Here is a 3,576-nt window from a genome sequence, read left to right on the forward strand (position 1 = left end):
GTGCGCGCCCAAACCGGAATCTCGTGTCGTTCATGGCTGGCCTTTATGGCTGGTGGATGGGAAATGGGCGCTTTGCGCCCGCCAACACGGAGTGTGATCCAGACGCGCGACAAGATAAATACCCCATCGGGAAAACGCAGAAGCAAGGATACGCACCAAGCGGACGCAGGGTTGAGCCGCCACAGAGAAACATTTCCGCCACCGAAGCATTTCCGCGACCGGACAACATCTGAGCCCGCGCCCGGAGGGCTTCCGGTGGCGAATGAATTCCCGTGGGCAGAGTGGYCGCGAACGGAGCGCCTCCGACCAGTCCACTGCCGCCTCTGGACACCCCGCCGAGTGACGCGGCCGGGCGCATTTCCGGTCTCGAGTGGGTTCGGTATCGGAGATCAGCCCGGTGGCGGGTGTGGCTGGGCACGGATGGCGTGTACAGCTGCTATGGGTCCGATGCGGCGACGTCTCAGCCGTAGGCGCGAAGGCCGCATCGGTGGGGGAAGCGTAATGCCGGCCGCCGCAGTGTCTTCGGCCATGCCGGCGCGTCAGGCGCTGCGGAACTGCTCTCAATCACTCGACGCGGCGATGTCCTGACTCGCCTAACGTCAAGCGTCAAGCGCTTGTTGGCAAGGGCGAGCTGCTGCTCGCCGCTGCCGTGGCGCTGAACGCTCGCCGTGCTTCCCGTGAGGGCCAGAGGATCATCGAGATGGGTCATGTTTCTTCAGGTGGCAGGGTTGAAATAGGAATTCGGACGAATTTACGGATTCGGGTCGACCCAGGCGCATACGCAAATTGGCGGCAGCCCGTTCCGACAGGAATTTCCAGGCTCTGTCAATTTCCACACATCCCGAAGAGCCTTTCGATCACGGAAGTGCCGCCGTAGGCGCCTGGCGGCCGTGGCTCCATGCGGAAGGCTACCTCACTCGTTTAATAATCTAAAATAATCATCGCCTTCTTAGATTATTCGATTCGGCGTCTCGCGCATTTGATATTTTGGACGCAAATATTAAATATTGACGCAGCGTACAACGGCGCGAAGCCAAAGAAATCATCCGCTGGCCTTGGCTTTTGTGCCAATGCCGCATATGGATGCGCACGGCATTGGTGCATCTAAAGCCAAGCATGCAAAGAACAGTAGATGTTGACGAGTAGGTCATCGTGAGAATCCGCAATTTGACAGCATGCATCGCCTCTGCTTTGCTTATCGCTTCACAGTCGGCTTTCGGTAGGCAACCTGTGCCTGGCGGGACCCAGGTCGCGAAGTTCAGGACGAGCTCAAGGGCGGCCAGCGGGCAAGGATGCGACAGAAAATCATGCACCCTTTTGCCGCGCAAGCTTATGATGACCAAACTGGAGTCATGCAAGGGTTTTTTCGGCCACTATTTTTGATTTCGAGTTGGGAACAATTCAATTTATTTCTTGTTCCGGGCCGGCATTTGCGAACATTGTTGCCGTGGACGAGCATGCTTGGAACTTGACCGTCCGGGGCACGCTCAGTTCTGCGGATCCCAGCTGCTTCTTCAGCTCCCCATCCACACTTGTCTTAAACCTCACCGGGAGTCCCGACGGGCAATACCATGATTCCAATAGCGGCAACGGCACAACCACGAATGACAGCATCGGGTACACACTAAAATACAAAACCCAGCCCGATAGTCTTACGGAGACCATTTCTGGAACGATCGGTTCATTTACCGGAGCATTTTCCTTTCCAGGAGGCGTACAGGTCATCCACCGCACCGATTTGGCTCAGTCGAAGTGACCCGCGTGATTGCCAAGAGCGGCCGGCGGTGCACCACCCCGGCGCTGGCTCTGCGCGGCGGAATCAGATCGCCTCTCAGATCCATTGCGTTTCCGGAGTAGCTTCGCTCTCGGGCTCGGATTTACCGCCTCGACCTTATCTGTTTGAAGGTCCTGGGCCACGCCCGCAACGTCGGTTCCCGGTTCATTTCGGAGGCGGGTGCGTATGTCCGGTTATGGCCGCGACTGTGAGTTCGCAGCCGAACCCGTCAGCGCTCCTTCGGGCCGATGGCCTGGTTGTCCAATGGCAGCTGTCAGCGCGCCTCGGGAACAGGCGGTCCCGGCGGCCATGACCGGTCAGAGGTAAGCCCACCTGCTATGACTGGTCTCACTCACAATGCGTGCGCGCGGCGCGTTCGATGCGCCGCGCATGGGTTTGGTCAATTCATTTCAGCAATCCCCTCTTTCACCCCTTCGTCGCGCAGTGGCGTACTTGCGCCATCCAGATGCAACGCCGCTTCCGCCGGAACAGGTGTCGCGCAGTCCTTGTAGATCACGCCATCCTTCATCACGAGCTGAACCTTGGCCGGGTCGGTCAACAGGGCAAGGTTCTTCAACGGGTCACCATCGACCAGCACGATGTCGGCGAGGAAGCCGGCCTTCAACTGACCGAGTTCGTCGGGGCGCAGCATGATCTGGCCGCCCAGCTTCGTTGCAGCGAGCAAGGCTTCCTTCGGCGTCATGCCGATGTAGTCCACGAAATATTGGAGGTCGTTGGCATTGGTGCCATGCGGCATCCAGGCGAAGCCGTAGTCGCCGCCCGGCAGGATGCGGATGCCGCGCTGGTGCATCTTGCGCAGCGATGCGGACGCAATCTCCAACTCGCGCTTGTAGCCCATCTGCGTCGCGATGGCCTCGGTGATGCCGAACTCGGCGGCGTTGTAGGTCGTGCGAATGAGCCAACCGATGCCCGGCGCTACGAAGTGCTTGTCTTTCGCGGCCTCCARCATGTCGAGCGCCTCTTCATCCGCGAAGCTGGCGTGATAGACCATCTCGATGCCATGCCGAACACACTGCTTCACCGACTCGCTCGACCGGGCGTGCGCGGCCATGCGCTTGCCGTAGCGCTTGGCCTCCTGCGCCAGCATCGCCACCTCGTCTTCGGCAAACGGCGACATCTCGGCCGGCAGGCCGGCGATGTATTCGCCGGACAGGTTGATCTTCAGGTGGTCGACGCCGTACTTGATGAAGGTGCGCGCCGATTTGCGGATGTCCTCAGGGCCGCTGCACACGCTGCCGAAGCTCAGTTCCTCAAACTTCATGTGCGGCAGCGTGTTGTCGCCGAGAGCGCCGATGGTGGTGATCTCCTGGCTGCCTGCAAGGTAGCGCGGGCCGGGGAATTCGCCGGCATCGATCGCATTGCGCAGCACCACGTCGAGCCGAGGCTTGGCGGCGGCCGCGCCGACCGCCGAGGTCCAGCCCATGTCGAGATATCGCTTGGCCACGCGCACGCACCACAGCATGTGCTCCTCGGGTGGCATGAACTGGATGGCGGCCAGCGAGGGCTGGTCGTTCCACGAGAAATGCGTATGCGCCTCGGTCATGCCGGGCATCAGGAAGCGGCCCCGGCCTTCGATGACGCGTGCGTCGTCGGTGCTCACGCGCTTCGGTGCGCGGGTCACTTCGACGATGCGCTTACCTTCGACGAGGACGTCGCCCAGATAGGTGTCTTCGCCGGTGCCGTCGAAGATGCGGACGTTGGTGAATGCGATGCGGTTCATACTTGTCTCCTCCGGCTGATCGCCGGCAATGGGTTAAGAAATCAGCGGAGCGATGCGTGGA

The 3,576-nt window shown here is 60.4% G+C and carries 2 protein-coding genes; one reads left to right on the plus strand and one right to left on the minus strand.

Translation table 11 applies throughout. From position 1 onward, the window contains the following. A partial coding sequence (locus tag AC1DY5_RS47215; protein ID WP_478121271.1) for a hypothetical protein occupies positions 1-233 on the plus strand: 233 nt, incomplete at its 5' end. Positions 234-2,174: 1,941 nt separating this feature from the next. On the opposite strand, the gene AC1DY5_RS47220 is transcribed toward AC1DY5_RS47215, so the two are convergent. After that, positions 2,175-3,515 carry a metal-dependent hydrolase family protein gene (locus AC1DY5_RS47220; protein WP_478121272.1) on the minus strand — a complete coding sequence of 447 codons (1,341 nt, stop codon included), beginning with the start codon at positions 3,513-3,515 and terminating at the stop codon, positions 2,175-2,177. Positions 3,516-3,576 lie beyond the last annotated feature (61 nt).

The organism is Variovorax sp. P4_D9 (assembly GCF_056401695.1).